The organism is Alicyclobacillus fastidiosus (genome assembly GCF_026651875.1).
Taxonomy (GTDB): Bacteria; Bacillota; Bacilli; order Alicyclobacillales; family Alicyclobacillaceae; genus Alicyclobacillus; species Alicyclobacillus fastidiosus.
Window position 1 is genome coordinate 4,131,710 of sequence record NZ_CP104067.1, and the last position, 20,577, is coordinate 4,152,286.

The 20,577-nt window shown below is 47.5% G+C and carries 18 protein-coding genes and 3 pseudogenes; 4 read left to right on the forward strand and 17 right to left on the reverse strand.

Annotated features, from left to right (window positions below):
* Nucleotides 1–21 precede the first annotated feature (21 nt).
* The 7 genes and pseudogenes from cypC to NZD89_RS20405 form a co-directional block, all read right to left on the reverse strand.
* The gene (gene cypC, locus NZD89_RS20375; protein WP_268004544.1) at nt 22–1,323 is read right to left on the reverse strand and encodes a CYP152 family fatty-acid peroxygenase CypC; all 1,302 of its coding nucleotides are present in this window, start codon (nt 1,321–1,323) and stop codon (nt 22–24) included.
* A 62-nt stretch (nt 1,324–1,385) separates the two neighbouring features.
* Nucleotides 1,386–1,739 (reverse strand): phage holin family protein, encoded by a 354-nt coding sequence (locus NZD89_RS20380; protein ID WP_268004545.1) that lies wholly within the window; start codon nt 1,737–1,739, stop codon nt 1,386–1,388.
* An 852-nt stretch (nt 1,740–2,591) separates the two neighbouring features.
* The gene (locus NZD89_RS20385; protein ID WP_268004546.1) at nt 2,592–2,738 is read right to left on the reverse strand and encodes a helix-turn-helix domain-containing protein; all 147 of its coding nucleotides are present in this window, start codon (nt 2,736–2,738) and stop codon (nt 2,592–2,594) included.
* A gap of 253 nt (nt 2,739–2,991) precedes the next feature.
* Nucleotides 2,992–3,318, reverse strand: coding sequence for a hypothetical protein (locus NZD89_RS20390; RefSeq protein ID WP_268004547.1), 327 nt, complete (start codon nt 3,316–3,318; stop codon nt 2,992–2,994).
* Nucleotides 3,293–3,724 (reverse strand): right-handed parallel beta-helix repeat-containing protein, encoded by a 432-nt coding sequence (locus NZD89_RS20395; RefSeq protein ID WP_326492953.1) that lies wholly within the window; start codon nt 3,722–3,724, stop codon nt 3,293–3,295. The genes NZD89_RS20390 and NZD89_RS20395 overlap by 26 nt, the downstream gene beginning before the upstream one ends.
* Before the next feature lie 554 nt (nt 3,725–4,278).
* Nucleotides 4,279–4,806 carry a type 1 glutamine amidotransferase domain-containing protein gene (locus NZD89_RS20400; protein ID WP_268004548.1) on the reverse strand — a complete coding sequence of 176 codons (528 nt, stop codon included), beginning with the start codon at nt 4,804–4,806 and terminating at the stop codon, nt 4,279–4,281.
* A 41-nt stretch (nt 4,807–4,847) separates the two neighbouring features.
* Nucleotides 4,848–6,555: pseudogene (locus tag NZD89_RS20405) on the reverse strand (alpha-keto acid decarboxylase family protein).
* A 684-nt stretch (nt 6,556–7,239) separates the two neighbouring features.
* Between NZD89_RS20405 and NZD89_RS20410 the strand changes: the two are divergent.
* Nucleotides 7,240–7,509: a hypothetical protein gene (locus tag NZD89_RS20410; protein WP_268004549.1), complete on the forward strand. Its 270-nt coding sequence runs from the start codon at nt 7,240–7,242 to the stop codon at nt 7,507–7,509.
* A gap of 656 nt (nt 7,510–8,165) precedes the next feature.
* Here NZD89_RS20410 and NZD89_RS20415 read toward each other — a convergent pair.
* On the reverse strand, nt 8,166–8,762 hold the full coding sequence (locus NZD89_RS20415; RefSeq protein WP_268004550.1) for a hypothetical protein: 597 nt from the start codon (nt 8,760–8,762) through the stop codon (nt 8,166–8,168).
* Nucleotides 8,763–9,124: 362 nt separating this feature from the next.
* On the opposite strand from NZD89_RS20415, the gene NZD89_RS20420 reads away from it, so the two are divergent.
* On the forward strand, nt 9,125–9,679 hold the full coding sequence (locus NZD89_RS20420; RefSeq protein ID WP_268008560.1) for a hypothetical protein: 555 nt from the start codon (nt 9,125–9,127) through the stop codon (nt 9,677–9,679).
* Between the two features lie 19 nt (nt 9,680–9,698).
* Here NZD89_RS20420 and NZD89_RS20425 read toward each other — a convergent pair.
* A pseudogene (locus NZD89_RS20425) lies at nt 9,699–11,025 on the reverse strand (ISNCY family transposase).
* 377 nt (nt 11,026–11,402) lie between these two features.
* Between NZD89_RS20425 and NZD89_RS20430 the strand changes: the two are divergent.
* A complete protein-coding gene (locus NZD89_RS20430; protein ID WP_268004551.1) occupies nt 11,403–11,765 on the forward strand; it encodes an MmcQ/YjbR family DNA-binding protein in 363 nt (120 codons plus the stop codon).
* 374 nt (nt 11,766–12,139) lie between these two features.
* Here NZD89_RS20430 and NZD89_RS20435 read toward each other — a convergent pair whose 3' ends face one another.
* The 5 genes and pseudogenes from NZD89_RS20435 to NZD89_RS20455 all read right to left on the reverse strand — a co-directional run bounded on the left by NZD89_RS20435 (nt 12,140) and on the right by NZD89_RS20455 (nt 15,527).
* Entirely contained in the window at nt 12,140–13,426 is a 1,287-nt protein-coding gene (locus NZD89_RS20435; RefSeq protein ID WP_268004552.1) for an IS110 family RNA-guided transposase, read from the reverse strand.
* Between the two features lie 384 nt (nt 13,427–13,810).
* On the reverse strand, nt 13,811–14,248 hold the full coding sequence (locus tag NZD89_RS20440) for a DUF8821 family protein (RefSeq protein WP_268008561.1): 438 nt from the start codon (nt 14,246–14,248) through the stop codon (nt 13,811–13,813).
* Nucleotides 14,249–14,320: 72 nt separating this feature from the next.
* Nucleotides 14,321–14,806, reverse strand: a pseudogene (locus NZD89_RS20445) (excinuclease ABC subunit UvrA); the annotation flags it as partial.
* Nucleotides 14,803–15,201 carry an SRPBCC family protein gene (locus NZD89_RS20450; protein WP_268004553.1) on the reverse strand — a complete coding sequence of 133 codons (399 nt, stop codon included), beginning with the start codon at nt 15,199–15,201 and terminating at the stop codon, nt 14,803–14,805. The pseudogene NZD89_RS20445 and the gene NZD89_RS20450, both read right to left, overlap by 4 nt.
* Nucleotides 15,198–15,527, reverse strand: coding sequence for an ArsR/SmtB family transcription factor (locus tag NZD89_RS20455; RefSeq protein WP_268004554.1), 330 nt, complete (start codon nt 15,525–15,527; stop codon nt 15,198–15,200). The genes NZD89_RS20450 and NZD89_RS20455 overlap by 4 nt, the downstream gene beginning before the upstream one ends.
* A 395-nt stretch (nt 15,528–15,922) precedes the next feature.
* Here NZD89_RS20455 and NZD89_RS20460 point away from each other — a divergent pair, with 395 nt between their 5' ends.
* On the forward strand, nt 15,923–16,279 hold the full coding sequence (locus NZD89_RS20460; RefSeq protein ID WP_268004555.1) for a hypothetical protein: 357 nt from the start codon (nt 15,923–15,925) through the stop codon (nt 16,277–16,279).
* Nucleotides 16,280–16,523: 244 nt separating this feature from the next.
* Here NZD89_RS20460 and NZD89_RS20465 read toward each other — a convergent pair.
* The 3 genes from NZD89_RS20465 to ltrA (NZD89_RS20475) form a co-directional block, all read right to left on the reverse strand.
* A protein-coding gene (locus NZD89_RS20465) for an IS3 family transposase (RefSeq protein WP_268004537.1) occupies nt 16,524–17,688 on the reverse strand; the annotation gives its coding sequence in 2 pieces (ribosomal slippage) (nt 16,524–17,433 and nt 17,432–17,688; 1,167 coding nt in all).
* Between the two features lie 26 nt (nt 17,689–17,714).
* Entirely contained in the window at nt 17,715–19,007 is a 1,293-nt protein-coding gene (gene ltrA, locus NZD89_RS20470; protein WP_268004556.1) for a group II intron reverse transcriptase/maturase, read from the reverse strand.
* Nucleotides 19,008–19,191: 184 nt separating this feature from the next.
* Nucleotides 19,192–20,451, reverse strand: coding sequence for a group II intron reverse transcriptase/maturase (ltrA, locus tag NZD89_RS20475; RefSeq protein ID WP_268004557.1), 1,260 nt, complete (start codon nt 20,449–20,451; stop codon nt 19,192–19,194).
* Between the last annotated feature and the right edge of the window lie 126 nt (nt 20,452–20,577).

A 20,577-nucleotide genomic window follows, 5' to 3' on the forward strand; every position in this document is an offset into this window, starting at 1 on the left:
CTGTATTAGGAGTCCAGTTAATTAGTGTCCTACGTAAGGATATGGTCGCACCGTGGTTTCACCTTGGTATTCTGGCTTTCGTCTAATGTTGCTCATCACAAATCCGCTTTCTGGTAGTGTGGGCATCGTTGACAGGCTAAATGTTAAATCCTGCTCCGGTACATCAAACTGAATCTTGTTGACCAGAAAACCCACACTCGCTTTCATGATTTCGACCGTAATTCCCTCACCGGGGCATCGGTGTCCCTTCGCAGGGTCACCACCTCCTTGAGGGATAAAATCGAACAAACTACCTTCCCATTGCTTAAACCGTTCAGGGCGGAACTCATTCGGGTTCTCCCAAAGTCGCGAGTCATGGTTCGTACCGTACATATCCAGCAGAACCAGTGTTCCCTTCTTGAATTCGCAGTCATGCCATACGAAGTCCTTCTTAACTTTGGCACCCAAAAAAGGGCCAAACGGATAGTAACGGCGAACTTCTTGCACAAACATTTCCAGATAATTATCATCATCTGACTGAAGTTTCTCCCTGCACTCTGGATATTCGTGCAACGCCAGAGCGGCAAAGGTTATAAAGGTCGCTATAGCGACGATTGGCCGTAATACGTTGATAAGTTCCACTGCCGCTATTTGGGTATCTAGCCGACTGCCATCAAGTTGCCGATGAAGAGCCATCACATGAAGAGCCGACCCTTCCTCTGCGTTTATCCTACCAGCCCGTACTTCCTCAACTACCTCTCGAATCCACTGCTCGGTTTTGGCCCTTGCCCGTCTGCCTTTCCAGTGGAGCGGCCCCACTGCTCCGAAGGCATAGACCATTGCAATGAAATCATCTGCACGTTCTTTTACTTCAGATTCTAACAGTGGAACTCCGGCCCAATGACACGCTATCCGGCACAGGATGTTCTTTGCCTCATCAAACAGCACAACTTTCTTGGCGTTCTCCCACTTAGGGATGCACGCATTCCACTCATTCAAAGCAAGTTCGGCCAGCCGTTTTTGTTGAGGCAGGGTCATCAGCGACATAAATAGTTGCTTACGGAGAAAGTGTGCATCACCATCTAAGCCTTGAACTCCATTCTGGCCGAACAAGGTCTGTTGAACTCGCTTCGGTACAGCACCAAGTCGCTCAAAACGCTCCGGGTCATAGAATACCTTCGCGGCTTCCTCACCGCTCATACAGATTGCATTTTGTAGCAACACACGCGCTCCGAAAATATCCGACTGGTATCGGTCAACCCTGTTTTTGATGAACAGATAGCCCTCTTGCATCAGAGCAAGACTGTTATCGAGGCTTTTGTCATGGGGGATTTGTTGATTCATGGGTGTTTGTATTCTCCTCTTCCCTATTTCAAGGGTGTGTTTATTCAACTTCTCATTTCGTATCACTGAACATTGGTCATCTTGCCCCTTACTTCGACCGGAACGATAAGGTCGATGATTCCAATGACTAGCGATGCCAGTATCGCTCCCCAAACCGTAACAGTCATTCCGGGGACAATGAATTGAGCAACCCAAATAACAACCGCACTGGCTATGAACCCAATTACTCCACGCCACCAACGAGTAAGTCGATCTCCAATTATGGCCTCAACGATCCACCCCAGAATTGCGATTACGACTGCTGCAAGAATTGCCGACCAGAAATTCGCGATTCTGAATCCCGGCACGAGGAAAGCAATGAACATCAACACTAAGGCAGACACAATGAAGCGAACAATAACCCCAATCCAATTCAAATGGTTATTCCTCCCTTTTCCAAATGCACGGGATTAGAATAATCATCTACGGGCGAAAAAACCGGATGTTGGTGAACGGAAATATCCACATAAATTTCCATATTCTTGAACAATACGACGCTTTAAATGGGTGTAGGAGGAGTGACTGTTTAATGATTAGGCGCGTACAACGGGCGGTTCAGATTACGTATTATGACGAACACAAGGATATTCCATCAAAATGCCGAGATTGCGTCTGGGGAACTGGCAGAGTATGTATACTTCCAAAGTGCATAAAGCCAAATGAAACATTGGAAGCATCAGAAAACATGATTCTAGCTTTTAGTTAGTAAAGCAGGAGGGGCGTCCGTCCACATTTGTAACGAACGTCCCGAAGTGTTTAGTACGAATTACTTTTAGTAACAGCCGTATTTTCCTCTTTTTCTTACCCGTAATTGTCTGTGGCTTTTTCTCCGTGTCACAACGTAGTGATAATCCGTCATTGAAAACCTGCGACGTTACGGTTTCAAATTTCGCAAGGCTACAGTAGGTACAACTTGGGTGACGTACCAATACGTTCACTTAAGGACTTCCTCTCATTAACCTGATTCCCGTACTCCGACTGACCGAAAGGAGGACTATTCAGTTTTTGGAAAAGGATGCTACCCTCCTCACGCAAAACTTTGTACCGCACGGAGTAACACCACCTACTTGCCGTACTGATTTTTTCAAGCCGAAACAAATTCCCAATCCCTTCCACAGAGTCTCTTTGACCTTATATCTAGCGTTTTTCTCGGAATCTATTGGAACTATAACACCTCTCAGCGAGCAACCTTTTTATGACGAATTATATCGATGAATGTTTTCTGTTTTTTACGCCTCCAACTGGCTACGATGCACCCTCCATTGCCTACCCCACTTCTTACCGATCAGTTCGCCACTTTGCAGCATCGAGTACACCTTTTTTACGTTAATCCTCAAGATTTCTGCGACTTCCTCTGGTGTCAAAAACTCTTTCATAACCTTCGTCTTTTTCGTATGTGGCTCTGCACTGTTCTCTCAAGTCTCAGTGTAAACCACGATGTGCGAAACGGAGCCGGTGTCGTTCATTATGACTTGTCCAAGTAGATTCCCTGATAGACTAGCCGTACCTACTGGTCTGTAGATACTCGGCGAGTACGCAATTTTCACTTTAACTACGGAAATGAAAACTGCCCCACGAGAGGGGCAGTTTGACTCAGACATAATGTGTATGGGTGTATCACTTTTGACCTTAACCTTGAGGACGCACCGAAAGTTTTGGCATCGGAGTGTGGCTGACTCCATTCTTGACATTCGGGTTGCTCCAGTTGCCAGAGAGCGCCACACTAGCGGAATCCTGAATGTTAATTCCGTCCGTTTCGTAGCCAATGAGATTGTCAGCAATGAGCGTATTCGTTATCGGTGACCCACCCGCTCCAACATCAATGCCTGTGGGCGCTGTCGTCACTCCGAAATCGGGTTTGTTGAACGCTACCCAGTTGTGCACAATTGTATTTCCGGTGACGGTTGAGCCTGGTGCGTGTGTATGAATGTCAATACCGCCCGTTGTTTTCGACATGGTTGTTCGTCACCGTGTTATTTGAAACAATTCCGCCTGGGACCGGAGTGGCGAGCATGATGCCGCCAGCAGCGTTGCCTTCAGACCAGTTGTTTGAGATGGTATTGTTGTACGTGCCGTGCCCTGCAACGTGAGACACGATGGTAATGCCACAGTCAATCGCATTGTTTTCTGCGGTATTCCCCGAAATGACATCACCAAAGGATGGTGCCGTTTCATCAGAAAGTTGCAAACCACCATCCTTATTCTTCACGCTCTGGTTGTCCAGTACGAAAGAATTCTGGACACCTACCAAATGCAACGCCTCGTAGTCTACTCCTTTCGGGATTGTGCCAAGTGCATTGTTCGTGATCACATTGTCGCGGATTGTAAGATCGGTGAGAGCATCCTTTCCAGCGGCAAGCAGTCCTTCTTGTTAAATGTTCGATGAGTCCTCGTATATTCAGAAAAATACTATTCACGGGCTAAACGAGCTATTCAAATCGTTAATTATATTTTCCCCTGGATTAATTTGTAACGAACTCTGTCTGCAACGCCCCATTTTATCTGTTGGTTTGGTTTAGTTAAGTTCCCCCACATTCCGGTTTGAGGCTTCAATTCATGTCTGTAAATGTCCAATGTTAGCTTGGATTTGTGTTTTAATTTGGTCGTGATCATGCATCGGAGACCTTCATCAAGCTTAAATATCGGGCTATGTCCGATACGTTCAGAGGTTCCTATGTGTACGTTGGCCACATACTGGTAACAATCAGAACTGTTCTAATTTATATCCTCATCCATGCATTCAAGGCGGACCGAAGGAGCCGAAAGTTGTAGGCTTTTTATTTCCTTTGGTTAAGGGTAACATTGTCTTCTACACCCAATCCCACCATGTCGTGATTTTCTTAGGAAGAACTAGGACAAGGAAACTGAATTCGTTTTCGATAAAGCCCCCGGACAGCCGGGGGTTTAATGTTAGCGTTAAGACTGGGTAACAGGCGTTCCGAATTTGCTCAGTGTTTCCCGGATAAACGCCGGTTCGTCGGCCGGCATACGCGATGAGACGTAGTTGCCATCGACGACCACCTCTTGATCGACGTAGTTGGCGCCCGCATTGATAAGGTCATCCTTCAAAGGAGGGTAGCACGTCAGTGTCTTGCCCTTGGCGAGACCCGCACTGATCAGGATTTGCGGCCCGTGGCAGATCGCTGAAATCGGTTTGCCCTGACTGTCCATGTCTTTGACGAACTGCTGTATCTGCTTATTAAGACGCAGGTTTTCCGGTGACGATCCGCCTGGAATGACGACCGCGTCAAACTGATCAGCCTTCACTTCGTCGATGGAAGCATCGGTCATATACGTTGCCTGTTTGTTCTTGCCTGTCAGTTGTTCACCTTTCTTCAGGCCGACAATGACCGTTTGGTGGCCCGCTCCTTTAATTGCTTCATACGGTTTTTGCATTTCCGAATCTTCAAATTCATTGGCCAGTAGGAAAGCAATCTTCTTCATATCTGTTCCTCCTTTTGATTTGGTACGCACACCGCAACCCGTTAACTCTGCTGTTTCTCTCGCTCCTCCAGATACCTGCGCATCTTGTGAAGATAATCCGGCACGTCCAACGGATCGTTTATCATCATTTGAATCATGCAAAGCTTATTCGCGTTCTGTGCCTGGCTGATGGCTTCGTCAAGTTCCCGGTTCGTCCGCACCTCCACCGCGAAAGTCTCGCCACGGAAAACGTCGGCCAGTTTCGTATACTTCCAGTGTGGAACTTGGTTGTATTTCTGATTTTGAGTCCTCACATTCAAGTACTTTTCAATCGCATAGACCCCGTTGTTGAGAATGAAAATGACGGGTATGCATCCGTTTTCTACCACGGAGCTAATCTCCTGCACCGTGAACTGCAGCGAGCCGTCACCGGTAAAAAGCAGGACGCGTCGGTTTTTCGCTGCAATACAAGCCCCGAACGCAGCTGGAGTGGCGTAGCCGATACTCTGCCATCCCCCTTGAGCAATATATGTCACCCCCGTAGGCAGTCTGATTTGCGACATTCCATAGAGTAATGTGCCCGTTTCCACGATAACAATGTCATTATCTTTCAGCATCCCGCTGGATGTGGGGATAATAAGATACAGCGGTAATCGGCTGCTCCGGCTCGCCGCTAATGATATCGTATGGAAAGCTTACATTAGGGACGGGTTTCGTCTGCCGATACCCGATGGTCTGCAGCGCGTTCAGCATATCCTCCGCCATAATATTCGTGTAAGTGGCTTCACCTACCTTAACCGCGCTCGGTTGTATGTCCACCGTTTTCAGAGGATTAAGCCTTGCGGTAAGGATACCCGTGTTGCTGTCTGACCATACGAGTCCAACCGTAATGACGCAATCGGACCCTTCAACGATGCCACGTACTTCCTCACTACCGAAAGCCCCGCTATACATACCGATATAATGGGGATAAGTTTCATCAAAAGCGCTCTTGCCTTGCATCATCGATGCCGCAGGCACGTTCATTTGCTCCGCGAGCTTTTGGACGTAGGCTTGGAGCTCGTAACGGAGCGTCTTCATATCTACCAGAATGACCACGTTTTGCGCCTGTTCCAGCAACTTCCGCACATGGCCAATCACTGCCCGTAGCGAGTGTTCATTCGTTTTAGCTAGCTCGGCAGTTTGTTCATTGTGCCGCACGACTGGTTTTATGACGAGGTCGGGGGCGACTACCAAGTATACCGGCTTTTTCACCCGCTTAGCGATTCCGATTGCCTCCGGGATCTTCATCTCGGCGTTTTCCGGTGTCAAAATCGCCGTGCAGCCGGTGATAGGTTCATACATTTTGCGAAAAACGTCATATTCCGCGACCATGAGTGTATGGTGCAACAGCTTGTGCGCTTTCTGCTCTACCGATTTGGGAGAACCCACTATATGGATAAGGGCACACGTTCGCTGTGGGCACCAGCAATCGCATTGCAGGCGCTGGCTTCTCCAACGCCGAAAGTTGTGATCAGCGCCCCGGTTCCTTTCACACGGACGTAACCGTCTGCAGCAGCATATGCGGAATTCAGCTCGTTTCGCCCACTGATAAATTGTATACCGTCGTATTTCTCAACCGTATCCAGCAGATTGAAGTTATAATCGCCCGGTACGCCCGAAGATTTCCGTAATACCCTCCTGCTTCAAACAATCAAGCAAATACTGGCCGAGCGTCTTTTGCGCTACCTGCACTCGGGGCGATACGATCGTATGAGTTAAGGTGGACAAGAGAATTTCTCCTTATCAAGTTAATCGTTTGTCCTTTACTTCCATAAGTTATCCAGTCCACTCTTGCTTATGTACACAGCTTAAGAGGAATCATCCAGCGTGCGTTTCAGGCTTCTCGTAACCGAATATGGAATTAACTTCTACAAGTGGATTCAACTGGCTAATTAGTAGCCCATGAGAAAGCCATCCGCTAATTTCCGTTCCTGTTCTTTAAGTTTTTCATCGGATGTTAAGGTTAATAAAGGTGACCGTTTTGTTGATGCTCCTTGTTTCTTATCGTGCAACGAGGGCTGCTTTTCTTAAGTTGTGGGCTAGAATTCCAAAGAGCGACAATACTTCTGGAGGGAACCTGTTTTTATTTCAACATCAATGCCTTACTATCTCTGAGAAGTCAGGCTTGTTAGGTAACATCCACGCACTTTCTATTGCTAGCGATGGAATGGCACTTCAAACAGCAACTCAAGTTCGTAGTCGACGACTTTGCAACTGTCGTGAACTCGGCATTGAACCATGCAGGTGTTATCGTATCTATTCCCACCCCGATTGTGACATGGGTTAGGACAGTTATCGAAACAAAACTTCTTCGGTTATCACCTTTACACTTTTGTTGCTGCAGATAGCCCCTACGACCTGCCACTTTACCCTAGGCTTCAACGAGCCTCTCGCCATGACGCGACCTCTTGGGTGGTCAGTGCCCGTGAGTTCGTTGAACGTTTTCGGGAATATACCTGGGACAAAGCGATTTTAGACGCGGCACATGACGCATTGCCAATCTACGAGTACCTTCACTCACGACAGATTAAGCCATTCATTGATTTAAACCTGCGAGGTACGGGAAGTAAGGGTGGTGTTCGCAAGGATGACATCACGTTTTCCCCAACTGGGGTTCCGTTCTGTAAGAAGGGACTGGAAATGAAGGACCGTGGCTACGACTATACACGCGGAACGCCGTAAATACTACTGTCCGCTCGTTGTTAAAGGAGTGGTGACCTGTGATACACCCTGTTCCGATTCACCTTACGGAAGATGTGTACACACATATACCAAACATAATCCTCGCTTGTTCCCACCCGTCGCTCGCAACAGCAACAATGGACCAATGTCTACAAACGCAGAACCACCTGCGAGCGTAGCAACAAGCGAGCAAAAGAGGACTTCCGCCTCGAAGCTGCCAAGCATCGCAGCACCATGATGTGGACAGTCCGCATCTACGGCATCACCATGTGCCAACACATGGATGCTTGGTACCAAGAGAGCAATCTAGACCTGAGATCGATGCTCTTGCCAGCCTGAGAATACCCCAATCATACCATCTCCAGCGATGACTTTTTGAAAATCCCATCGTCATCGCTCTGTTTGCTATACCCTTCTTCAAGGAACATCTATGCTGTCATCCATTTTTCGTCGTTTTCCAGTGGATTATTGGGAGAAATCCCACTTTTCCACGTTCCAATACCGAGAGGGTATTTCAAGAAGGAACCCGAATATGACAAACCCTTATTTCGTTTGGACTAAATTCCTGTGCTGCATATGGTTACTAGCTTGACGGTCACGGTTTACTTCCGCAACACGGATTACGAATGATGCGTGGTGAACACGTTCCGTTAAAATCAAACCCAAAAGTGCATTCCATTTGCAAAATTAAGCGTAACACCGATAGTCAGGTACATCAGCCAAATCGCTGTAAGAAACATAAACAGGCCAACGGCCTTGTGACCGTGGATACCGCTTGTGCGAGCTACAATCTCGCTAATGTAAACCAACGCAAGTCCGATAAACAAAATTCCCACTGGAATATCGCCGTTATTCCAAAACGAGATAAGACCTAATACACTCAGAACCAGCATCCCAATGGCCATCCAGGCTTCAGGTCCAGATTCCGCCCCCACATATCTCCGCCATCCTAGTATAATCCAGTGAACTCCGTACGAAGTAAAAGCGACTGCTGCCATATATAAGGGCGCAGCATTTCGGTAAACGGGAAACCAGCTGAGTCCAACCATAAGGTATGCACCAGTTATAAACTGCATAAAACCGCCGAAAAAGATGCCCCACAGAGCTACTGTCTTATCGAGTTGGCGGCTGTCCTTTGACCAGTTTGGGCCATTAAAAAGTGCAGTTCCACCTTGAACAAAATAGTTGGTGCCAAGTCCGAAAAAGCCAATTGCGACGGGCCAAAATGTAGATATCGGGAACAAATCACTCATGAATAGTACACCTCCGAGGAATAGTATTCCTCTCGTTCAGATTCCTATGAGTTCCCGGCAGCCCCTAGTTTGGAAAACTTTGTGCTGAACTCGATCGATTCTTAGCACCCTTTGACCTTCACATGCCCATAAAGTGCGACACATCCATTGCGTGCCCCTAATTGCATAACCATGCATGACGAGCCGTGATGCCGTTCTTCGGGTAATACCCCCTTTCAAAAAGACGACGATTTTTGACATGACATCGAGTCAGTTTAAAGCAAATAATTTGGACTCACCTTGGAGGACGTCTGTCTTATTCACCTTTACACCACAAGGTATAGAATGTACAAACTCAAGGATTGGATTGACTTAAAATGGCGATGAGACAGGAAAAAATAACTGTGAGTCTTGAAAGAGACGGAAAACGCATGACTTCTCAATCCGCTGTGTCTGCGAAGAAGAAAATTGTGATTGTTATTAATAACCAATTCACGGATGCACCAAATACAACGCAAATCGCAAGTGGGGCTGGTCATAATAGTGCTGCAGGCAGCAATGCCACTATTGATTCATCAAATACGCTTCAGCAACAAAGCGTAGGAGGCCAAGGAAGAGCCAAGAACATCGGAATGAAAGGTATTCAGTCAGAGCCGCACAACAAACAGCGTTTCCGGCAACATGATGAAGAAATTACCATTGTTATAAACAATCAGATCAACAAAACAGGAAAGAAAATATCATCTGCTACTCAGGTGGCCAGCGGAGCTGGAACCGACAGTGCAAGTGGTACGAATGCTGCAATCCAAAGTTCAAATACCAAACAGCAACACGCTGTTGGCGGAGCCAAGTCAGGTCGTGCGTTGAATAAAGGGATGAATAGCAGGCAAAATGAAACCCGTCTTCTCTTACGTAAATCGTTAAATACGAATCGGTGATTGGTATCCACGTGCCAACTTATTTGCTTACCTGGGCTGCTCTTCTTAGGTTGTGGGTTAGAATTCCGAACCCAACCCACACCGCCGTGCCCGAATGTCCACGGAATCGGCTGCGGTTGAGTCCGTACTTCTGTTTTAAGAGGCCAATCTTTGCTTCTCCTGCTGCTCTAAATCGCTGTAAGTCCTTGTACCAAGGTTCCTGCTCCAGCTCTGTCCGTTTCTTACTTTTCTTTCCTCGAAACGGAGTGCTGACATGTTTTACCCCAAGTTCCTCTTGCAAGACCCGCTCGTTTTTACGGCTGCCGAATCCCCGGTCGGTTGCTACTGCATGAGGTGCGGAGCCAAATATCTCTTGGTGGTGTTCCACTGCAGGGATCAACATCTCGTCATCAGATGGATTTCCAGAGTAGACTGCGTAACCGGTGACAAATCCGCTCTCCGTTTCGTCAATCCGGACCTTGTATCCAAACTCAACCTTCTTGGCCAGCTTACCTTTCTTAATTGGCCGAGCCATCGGGTCATGGATGCTAATCAGTCGGTCTGGAATAATACGGTTTCCGCTCAGTTTGATCCACCAAAGATTGCAATCCGTGCTTTTGCTTTTGCACAGACTGCTTCGTTGACCGCTGTAGCTTTTCAATCACTGATTCTGCCTGCTGCAGAACACTTTCCGTAATCTCGACTACGTCCTGCGTAATTTTGTTCACTTCATCCCAGGACCGGCTCATGCGTCGGCGCAACACTTTCGCGAAAGACAGCACCTTTCGTTTTACGATGTCAGTTTGGTCGACAAACCCTTCTGTAGCGTGGGACGCCACCTTACGAATCTTGTTTATCGTCCGAGTAATGGCACGTACCCCGTCCTGTAAGAGCGTTGCATCCGTTGGGTGATGGATATCCGACTCCACCACCGTGGTGTCTGTACGAAACTTGCGATGACGAATGACTCTTTCTTCGCTGAGTTTCCTGACTAGCAATTCATTTAGATGTTCAATCGTGCCCTCACCATACCGCTTACGAGCTTTGATGAGTGTGGTTGCGTCAGGTACCTTTTGGTCAATGGCGATATGACAGAACCGTCTCCAGTGAAGACTGTCGCTGACCTCCTGAACGAGTGTTTCATAGCCCAGCTGATAACGAAATTTGATATACATGAGTCGAAGATAGGTCTGAACGGGGACAGTCGGACGTCCCATGGTGGTATTAAAGTTCTCCAGGAATGGCCACATGAATCGCTCGTCATTCAAAATCTGGTCGATACGTTCAAGTTCCGCAGGTAGCGAAAGCAGAGATTCGGGGAGAATTGAGTCCCACAGTGTCACTTGATTTTGGTGAGTTCGTAGCATTTTCTCATGCCTCCTAACAGGATTCCCGAGGCATGATGCCGAACTCTCAAGCAAAAGGAATTCGCACACACCTCGGGTGGATCTGTGATTGTCTCGACAACAACCACTTCACCAACGGGCATTGCGATTCCTTTTCTTTATTCAATTCGTGGACTTTTTCAGGGGCCACTAATTAACTAAAAACACCCATATGGATATGTATTCCACATCCAAAGGGTGTAATCCTTGTAAATTCTTATTGAACAAAACTAACGCCCCCGTACCTGAGGAAGAAACGATACAGCCATTGGAAACACGTTCCACACATGTTGATCTAATTTTGCTAAGATGACTGCATAAACGTGAAACGCAAAAGGCGCGTATTAGGTGGGAGCGTATTGATCAATCATCAGCAATTGATTGAACTCGGACTAAGCTACAAGGGAACAAGTCTACGATATCCTTTTACTATGGATTTGCCGGTGCTTTATGTTCGAGACAGAATGTTTGCATTGCTGTTCAACCGGGATGGGGTTGAAAGTGTCAACTTAAAGACATCGCCTGACGAAGCATGGTTGCAGCGCGAAACCTATAGAGGATCTGTGTTTCCCGGGTACCATATGAATAAGCAGCACTGGAATACTGTCATCCTAAACGGAACTGTTCCCGATGAAGTCATTATTGTGATGTTCCAAGAATCATACTATCGTGTTGTCGCGAAATTCCCCAAGTCAGAAAGGGATTTGCTGCTGTTGAACTAAACTCTCTCTATGATTTAAGATTTTCCCAGTCATGTAGCGGTTTTCTTTGTACACTAAATATCACATTTCAAGCGGAATGCCGTGATTTCATGTGCTTTTTCGGCTCAAGGGTGTACTCAAATAAGGGGGTTACCCCTTTTGGTGAATTATGGTCGCGCTTTTGGATCTCCACGTCTACCTTCGCGGCCTACCCTCTCATGCCTCACGGGGTCCTAATTTCGGCCCTTTTCATTCCATCGTTCTGCCTGTCGAAGGGTGGAGGTCGGCTGTGCTGCCCGCCTGGGTCGTTGCCCTCAAGTTATGTTTGGTGCCGACTGCTCCGCGCTTCGTTTGTATGTTCACATGATGCTATATGACGGAATTGTACTAAATCATTAAGCTACATTCTGTAAGCGTTCTGCTTGGACAGAATCGAGCATTTGTTTCGGATCATACGGTATTTGTCTTTTCCACAACACGAATAAGACTCGAATCAACTTACAACACAGAGCTACCACAGACTGAACTCGCTTCAGTGGGTTCTGTGATCTTTGTGTATAGTATTGGTGAAGCCCCTGAAACTCAGCATTCTTCGCAATCAGTGGGATCACACATCGGAATAGCAACGCCCTTAACTTGGGTCGACCTCTTTTACTAATCGTCGTTCTACCTTTGTGATTCCCTGAACTGTTCTCCTTCAGATTCAATCCTGCTAATTTTTGAATCTGTCTAGGGTGCTGGTAGGAAGAGATATCCCCAATTTCAGCAATGAAACCTGCGGCGGTGATGAGTCCAACACCTGGTACACTCATCATCTGCTCGGCTTCAGGAATCTGACTCATTAGCTGTTCAATTTCAGCTATTAAATGTTCCAGTTGCGTGTGCAGTAAATCGTATTGATCAAGCAAAATCTGAATCTCTTGGCGTGCCATCTGTAATCCTTCAGTGATTCCAATCGAAGCGTCAGCAGCCTTTATGAACTGTCGCGCGCGACTGACGCCGACTCCACGCTTAATTCCGTTTTCACGCCATCGGCGGAAGATTTCTAACTCCGTCTCTTCAGCAACGTCCATCGGGAGCGGAAATTCGTGCAAACACACCAATGCTGCTTTACCTTCCCAGTCTTTAAACACACTCGTGAACTCTGGAAAGAATCGATCCAACCAATTATGGACCCGCCCCTGCACTCGCTTCAGATCTTCGATCAAACGCCCTCTTTGATTCATTCCCACGCGCAATTCTGCGTAGATACCCTCGGGAATGTTGGGTACGGAGTAGCGTCCATCTCTCACCAATTGCGAAATGGCTCGGGCGTCTTTACGGTCATTCTTCGTTGGACTATTGTCATCCAATTCTTTGCTCTTCTTCACGTGCATCGGGTTTACAAGAACCACGTAGATGCCATTATGGCGAAGAAATTGAGCGAGGTTCATCCAGTAGTGCCCTGTCGGCTCAACACCTAAAATCACGTTGTCGTATCCGTGGTCGGATTTCAGTGCTTCTATCCAGCTCAAAAGTTTTTCGAATCCTTGGCGACTGTTGTCAAAAGACAATGGCTTGCCAAGCTCGATGCCACGTACATCGCTGGCACGAGCGACATGCACTTTCTTAGCAATGTCTGCACCGACAACCAAGGTGGAATCTGTGACACGACGAATCTTCGTGTTTTGCGTTATACTCACTGCTGTACAACCTCCTGATTTTTGTGTTGCGATTGGCCAATCAAAACACTATCAGGGGGTTGTTCTCTATTCAATCCTCAAGAACTTTCATTACAGGAATGCTGCCCGATGTCCCATAAAGCGAACCGTTTTACGCCGTATTTTCATGCAGAATTCAAGAGCATTGCCTTATGGGACATCTGCCCACGTTTGTCCAATATGATGCCTTCTAACATTTGTACTAGGGATCTTAATTTGAAAGCCACCGAGCAATGACGCCTATGGAAAAATGGAACTGGCAGAACATGCCGTTCCGACGGGATAACGATGGGGAAGCCCTGTTTGGTTCGATTCCTCCAATTTGCGCTCTTGCTTACTTTAATATTCTCCCTTAATTACAAAAAATTAGCCCCGAATTGTTCCAGCTAGTTTAGACTTCTGTCTAGCAAACTTAAACTTCCCTTCTAATTCCTTTGGTACCTCCATCCCCTCAGAAAGCTTAAAACCAACGGCCCGCTTCTTAGGGTCATCAACCGTATACATGACGTTGACCTCAAGACCATCCTCATAAAAGACGTAGGCCCATTTGATATTTTCCACTTGAAAACGCGATGTTTCTAAAGGTTTGGCCGCAAACTCAATATCACGTTCTTCTTTCAAAATTCGGTTTACATAATCAAGTGTCTCCCGGCTTTCGCCAGCTGGTACAACCGTAAATTCATGCTTGTATTTGTTCATAAAGTAACGGGCTTCATTAGCACGTAAACCAGCAAGCGCTTCTGCTACAGGTGAAGACTCTAAACCAACCGTAGACACATTTTTAAAATCAACGATATAGGACATTTCCACGGCTCCTTTTATCTCTTTATTTTCTAACAACAGGAATCCACATTTCTTGCTGTCGCTGCTTCCTGAAAGCAGTTGTTCCAGTTCTTCCTCCGAATAATCACTCAGCCTCTTGTAGGGATCGAAGGGACCCGACTGCACGAGCATGTTCCAATCCATGCTGTTCACCGTATACCCCGGCAGCATGATTGCCCCTTCATTCAACGACTTTCACTTGTCCAGTGCCTTACTCATGTCGACGCACATGCTGCAACCGGTCCCGTTGCACTCTGGACACATGCCTTGTGGATCGTTATAAAGAAAACATGTTTGCTGGTCCGACATAAGGCTGACCTACTCGGGAGAGAGAAGGCGGAGAGAAGAGGCGAGATATCGGTCATCGTGCCCAACGTGGAATGGGAACCACCGACCAGCCTCTTCTGATCCACAATAACAGCCATGCTAAGATTTTCGATCGCGTCTGCACCGGTTGCGGAATACGCGGCAGAAAGGTGCGGACGGATTGTTTTCCCTTGCGCCCGAGACCACGATATACTCCTGATTAGATTCGCTCATTGTTCCAACAGCTTTTCAAGCTGTCCGCACATGTTAGTCCAGCCATACTTAGCGCCTTGGAGTGCTTGATCATTTGAGATGCCGGTTTGTTCGAGATGAAGGTTAACCTTTCCGTCCCCTAAATCCTGCAGCGTCCAGGTGACTGTGTTGTTCTCCCCCATGCTGACCCAGGTGTAGGACAACCGGTGTGGTGCGTCCACGATTAGCACTTCGCAGTCAATAATGCCATTCCACCCTTCGATCGGCTGCATGCGAAACTGAAAACGGTGTCCTACGACGGGCTTAAAATCATTTTCCATGACCCACTTGGCAAGCTTGTCGGAATCGGTCAAGGCGGACCAAAGCTTCTCAATCGATGTCCTGTACTGAAAATCCAAGGATAATGTTGAACTCATTCTTCTTCCTCCTCTAATAGTTGGTTCAAGCGCAACATATTCGTACTCCAGAACTTGCTGTAGAAAGCCACCCAGTCTTGAATTTGTTTCAACGGAGTGGGGTTTAGCCGATACCGCGTTTCTCTGCCGACTTTTCGGGCAGTTACGAGACCGGCATCTTTAAGTATTGCCAAATGCTTTGAAACCGCCGTTCGTCCCATTTGAAAATGAACTGTTAATTCATGAAGCGGCATCTCCGCAGACTCTGCTAACAGGCGAATCAGTCGACGCCTAGTGGGGTCTGCAATCGCGTCAAACACATCCCGCAGCTGGTTGTTCTCGCTCACGGCACCCCCTCCTAAAAATCTTTCAAGTGAAACTTATTCAGGTTGTCCAAATGAACCAATACTAATTGGACACCATTTAGTGACGGTTTTATATTAGGTCACCATTAGGTGTCGTGTCAAGCAGACCTGACTTGGAAAGTTATAGGGGCTTATGTCGCTATACTGCCCAATACTGACATAAACATATCACTCGAAAGTGCATGAGTATGCACTTTTCGTGCATAACTGAACACTGCTTTTTCCTGCAAAATGAAACTGCGGACTATAGCCATTTAAGCGTGGTATCTCTATAATCGGAACCGATTCCCGAAAATTCCAATGGCCACTCTAATGCGCATACATTTTGTCGGTCCCAAGCCGCATTCGAGAAGAAAAAGAGTAAAAGATAGCAGAAAATGATAACAATTGACTATGCGTTAGCATATGCAGGACTGGGTGCCAATGACGAGTGGCACGCGGAGTGCAGGGACTATGTTGATAACACGGGGAACATAATTGAGAGCAGGGTGAAGTATGGATATTTGACCGCTTCACTCCAGATTGTGCGAGATGGTCAACTGTGCAGGGTGCTTTGGTTCCCAAATGTCACCGAATATATTGTGGACGAACCCGAGGGATGGGTGCCTGACTTTTGGGAACTCGACATCGTGACTGCATTTGATCGAATACTGGATGCAATTGGTACACATCGTTTCGAGGACGGTTCGATTGACGTGATACCGACTTTTGCTAGTTGGTTGACTGGAAACTGAATGACAATGTGCCGTTCCAGTCCCAGTCGAAGTATCCAACGTTTCCATGGATACGAAACAGCTACGCACCATTTACAACATTCACCCACTGCGTCCCGTCATCAAACCTGTCTTGTGACACCTTCGCACTTCAAAAAGACGTGTTTTTGGTCACCAATGGGGCATGGTATTAAGTCAATAGAATGGACACCCCAAAACAGAGAAATTATAAGTTTTAATATTCTGATATGATGCCTGTTATCGTTCAGCTTGCTGCAGCTCTTATAGCGTGGAAATATCTTCTTTCGATTTCAACCGGTGTTAGAAAACCGATTGATGAGTGAACTCGTTCCCGGTTATACCAGACCTCGATGTATTCGAAGATCCGCCGGATTGCCTGTTCCCTCGTTTTGAACTTTTCCAGATAGACGAGCTCTCGCTTGATAATGCTGTGAAACGACTCGATGCACGCATTATCAAAACAGTTACCTTTGCGACTCATGCTACCGACCATCTTGTATTCTCGCAGCTTGTCCTGATAGTCATGAGAGGCATATTGGCTCCCACGATCCGAATGATGCAGCACGGTTTCTGTTGGGTCTTGGCGTTCGTATGCCTGCTCCAGTGCCCTGATGCACAGCTCTTTCGTCATCCGTGCTCCCGCACGCCAGCCCACAATCTTACGGCTATAAAGGTCCATTAGGCTAGCCAGGTAGACCCATCCTTCGTCCGTTGGGATGTAGGTGATGTCTGCCATGTACACCTGGTTGGGTCGCTCTGCTACAAACGTTTGATTCAGTACATTCTCCTGTACCGGATAATCGTGGTTCGAATACGTGGTCGCCTTGTACTTGCGAACGGTACGGCTCCTCAGTTGATTCTCTCGCATGATTTTGGCCACGGTCTTCTGCGCCACACGCTCGCCTTCCTGGCGCAGGATCTGCGTGATTTTAGGACTGCCATAAAGACGACGGGATTTCACGAATATCTGATGAATCCGCTTCGTTATTCGCTTCCGACGTTTGGCTCGCTTACTCTCAGGTCGTTCACGCCAGGCATAATACCCGCTCCGAGATACACCCAACACTTTGCACATCTTCTCAACCGAAAATTTGGAGCGGTGTCTGTGGATGAATTTATACCTTACTTCCGGTCGTTGGTGAAGATGCACATAGCTTTTTTAGGATTGCATTCTCCTCTCGAAGATCGCGTAGCTCTCGCTCTAAGTCACGAATTGTCTGAGCTTCTGACCTGAGGTTCCCACTCCCAACAAACGGGGCGGACGGATCCTCCTTATATTTCGACATCCAGCCATACAACGTCTTTTGTGATACGCCTAGCTCCCGAGCTACTTGGCTCGTCGTTTTCCCACTCTCCAAAGCCAATTGCACTGCATGAAGTTTGAATTCCTTGTCGTACTTCTGTGTCATGTGGCTCACCTCGAATCGCCTTATTCTTACATTCCCGATTCGTTGTGTCCACTATTACAACCTAGCACCAGAAAGTGATTGTAGGCTTCGTAGGTGAAACTGTGTCGCTGGCTTCTTCGGTTCAGCCATTTGAACAGCAGTCTCGATACCTCATACTTGAAACTCCCGAGCATCCTGCTGTTGTCGGTGATTCCGTAATATCGGTAATGCCCTACGAGTTTCTTCCGCATCGTTCCCATGATGACGTCCAAGCCCTCATGCCGCGATTCCTTGAGCCATGCCTTTACCGCCTGCACCTTCGCACGGAATTTCTTCTTGCTTGTTTTGCGCTTTACTCGAAATTTTCCCGCGCGGCTTGTACCGCAGTAGTGCGTGAACCCGAGGAAGTCAAACGTCTCCGGTTTCCCGAGTCCCATCCTGTCCCTGTTTATTGCTGCGAATCGTCCAAATGCGAGTATCTTCGTTTTCTCTTCTGCCACTTCGAGTTTGAATTTGGCAAGTCGACTGATGAGAGCTGAGTAGAACATCTCTGCATCCTCTTTGTATTGAAAGCAGCACACATAGTCATCGGCGTATCTTACTAGCTCTGCCTGTCCCCTGCATCTCTTCTTTACCGCTACCTCAAACCAAAGGTCTAGCGTATAGTGTAGATAGACATTGGCAAGAACTGGAGACGCAATAGACCCTTGCGGTGTGCCGAGGTCTGTTGCCTCTATCTTCCCGTTTTCCATGATTCCCGCCTTTAGGAATTTGACAATAAGCCTCCTAATATTCGGGTCAGCTATTCGCAGATGGATAAACTTCATGAGCCAGTCGTGGTCCACATTATTGAAGAACCCTCGAATATCCGCATCGACTACGTAGCTTATTTTCCCCTTCTCAATAACTCTGTTGAGTGCTCTCAGCGCATCGTGTGCGCTTCGATTTGGTCTGAACCCATAGGAGCAGTCGAGAAAGTCAGCTTCATACACGGCCTGCAGGATTTTGCTAAGTCCCATCTGGACAATTTTGTCCTCGTACGCCGATATCCCGAGTGGTCTTTGGCCTTTTCCATCGCCCTTTGGAATGTACGTCCTTCGGACTGGCAATGGCCTGTAACTTTGCCGCTTTAGTCTCTGTACCAAGTCCTGAATGTTGTCATCCAGATTTTCTTCGTACTCTGCTTTCGTTACCTTGTCGATGCCGACCGCCTTCTGCTTGCCCAACTCTCTGTGGCACTGCAGCAGCATTTCTTCGTTTAGGAGGTGATACAAGGACGTGAATGATTCCTTTGGCTTAGTTCTTGCAATTTCTGTTATTCTTGATAGTTTCGTTTCCATACATTCCCTACCCCTGTGTGTAGTTCATGTTTCCTTATCAAGAGCGACGACATGTAACTGCCTTTCCTCCATCGGCGTTACCCGACTTCCTTGGTGTAGAGTCGGAGGAGGTGGGCGCTAGCCTGCCTCCGTCCGCTCGATCAAACGGATCGTGCAGTTTTCCCGCAATCCGCTTTCCTTCATGTCATCGCGTGGATGCAGGCATCAGATTCAAATCGGGTATCAGGGACATTAGGTTTACCAATCGAAACTCACCGTACAATCGTCGCTCAGGATATTTCCGCCATCCACCGTTCCGCCACCGCTTGTACTGGTGGCTTCTGATTCGTTGAATAATCCAGCGTTGCAGTCTGTTGAACAATTTTCGAACGTGTGCTTTTCGATAGTAATTGCCCCATCCTCGAATGACCGGGTTAATCCTGTCAATCAGCTCCTGTACGGTGAGCGGAAGTCGGCGCTTTGTGCGTTGACGGATGGTGTCCTGGAATCGTTTCACGGACTTCTCCGTTGGAATCGCATAGATGTTCAGTCTATTGGGTCCCTTTTTCACCTTGTGCTGTGGCAGCGTTAGACCTTTGCCGCGTTTCAGCTTATAGCCGAGAAATTCAAATCCCGCGCTAATATGAGTAATGCGGGTCTTCTCCGGATGAAGCGTTAAGCCCAGCGCTTCTAAGGCAACTTTTGCATCTGCCAACACCTTTACAGCTTCCTCACGACTCTTGCAGAGTACAACCCAATCATCAGCAAAACGGGTAAGGCGATAACCCATGTTTTCCATCGCTCTGTCAAATGGTGTGAGGTAGATATTACTGAATAGTGGACTCACTATTCCGCCCTGAGGTGTCCCAGATACTGTCTGGAATTTCACCCCGTTCTCCATGTATCCGGCTTCGAGCATCTGTCTAATCAGTCGTAAAATGCGCCCGTCGCTAATTCTTTCAGATATCATGTCAATGAGACGCTCGTGCTGGACATTGCCAAAGAAGTCACGCAAGTCAGCATCTACTACCCATTCACAGCCGTTCATGATTTCGCGATAGATTTTCCGCATTGCTTGATGTGTGGAACGCCCCGGTCGATATCCGAAACTACAATCGCTAAATGTCAACTCGAATATAGGTTCAAGCCGATTTTTCAGTGCTTGCTGGCATACCCTATCTCGAATGGCGGGAATGCCAAGCGGCCTCGTTTCGGTGGGCTTATTCCGTTTCGGGATGTTCACCCTTCTAACTGGTATCGGTCTGTAGACATCCTGCTTTAGCTGTTGGTGCAGTCTGGCTAGTTCCTCCGCTGCCACTCGCTCAAAGTCAGCAATTCGGACGTTATCGATTCCACCACTACCGCCGTTCTGCTTGACCAGCTTCCACGCTAACTCCAGATTGGCTCGGTGATAGACCTTGTCAATGAGCGAATGAATCTTCCTACCTGTACCGTCTGCCTTCATTTGGTCTCGTATCCTCCGTTGCGAGTTCTGGGTCTTTCACTTAGGGAACTTTCCTTCCCTCGCTACATACTCGCGAACCTCCTGAGGTTTCGGGTTCCATAAAGCGAGCCGCCTTCCCCTTTTACT

Coding starts and splice junctions, on each gene's coding strand:
- cypC (WP_268004544.1), bottom strand. CDS start 1,323: ATGAATCAACAAATCCCCCATGACAAAAGCCTCGATAACAGTCTTGCT.
- NZD89_RS20385 (WP_268004546.1), bottom strand. CDS start 2,738: ATGAAAGAGTTTTTGACACCAGAGGAAGTCGCAGAAATCTTGAGGATT.
- NZD89_RS20390 (WP_268004547.1), bottom strand. CDS start 3,318: ATGTCGAAAACAACGGGCGGTATTGACATTCATACACACGCACCAGGC.
- NZD89_RS20400 (WP_268004548.1), bottom strand. CDS start 4,806: ATGAAGAAGATTGCTTTCCTACTGGCCAATGAATTTGAAGATTCGGAA.
- NZD89_RS20415 (WP_268004550.1), bottom strand. CDS start 8,762: ATGAGTGATTTGTTCCCGATATCTACATTTTGGCCCGTCGCAATTGGC.
- NZD89_RS20420 (WP_268008560.1), top strand. CDS start 9,125: ATGAGACAGGAAAAAATAACTGTGAGTCTTGAAAGAGACGGAAAACGC.
- NZD89_RS20440 (WP_268008561.1), bottom strand. CDS start 14,248: ATGTCCTATATCGTTGATTTTAAAAATGTGTCTACGGTTGGTTTAGAG.
- NZD89_RS20450 (WP_268004553.1), bottom strand. CDS start 15,201: ATGAGTTCAACATTATCCTTGGATTTTCAGTACAGGACATCGATTGAG.
- NZD89_RS20460 (WP_268004555.1), top strand. CDS start 15,923: ATGATAACAATTGACTATGCGTTAGCATATGCAGGACTGGGTGCCAAT.
- ltrA (WP_268004556.1), bottom strand. CDS start 19,007: ATGGAAACGAAACTATCAAGAATAACAGAAATTGCAAGAACTAAGCCA.
- ltrA (WP_268004557.1), bottom strand. CDS start 20,451: ATGAAGGCAGACGGTACAGGTAGGAAGATTCATTCGCTCATTGACAAG.